The organism is Anaerococcus lactolyticus ATCC 51172, from assembly GCF_000156575.1.
GTDB classification, from domain to species: Bacteria; Bacillota; Clostridia; order Tissierellales; family Peptoniphilaceae; genus Anaerococcus; species Anaerococcus lactolyticus.
This window is the reverse complement of the sequence record NZ_GG666116.1, coordinates 1-241: the sequence shown is the minus strand read 5'-3', so window position 1 is coordinate 241 and position 241 is coordinate 1. Positions and strand designations below refer to the sequence as shown.

At 68.9% G+C, this 241-nt stretch carries 1 protein-coding gene; it reads right to left on the bottom strand.

Translation table 11 applies throughout. The features are described 5' to 3' along the window. Positions 1 to 241: AMP-binding protein (locus tag HMPREF0072_RS11485; protein ID WP_004830596.1), on the bottom strand; the 241-nt coding region annotated here is incomplete at both ends.

Genomic DNA, 241 nt, shown 5'->3' with positions numbered 1-241 from the left:
GACCTCGGTGAGGCCGTAGACATGGGTGACGCGGATGCCCATCTCTTCCACCGCGCCGATCACCTTGGCCGGTGGCGCGGCGCCGGCGACCATGGCATGCACCGGGTGGTCGATGGCGGCCTTGGCCGAGTCGGGCATGTTGATCAGGGCGTTGAGCACGATGGGCGCGCCGCACAGGTGGCTGACCTGGTGCTCGCGGATCAGGGTGAGGACCTTTTGCGGATCGACCCGCCGCAGGCAG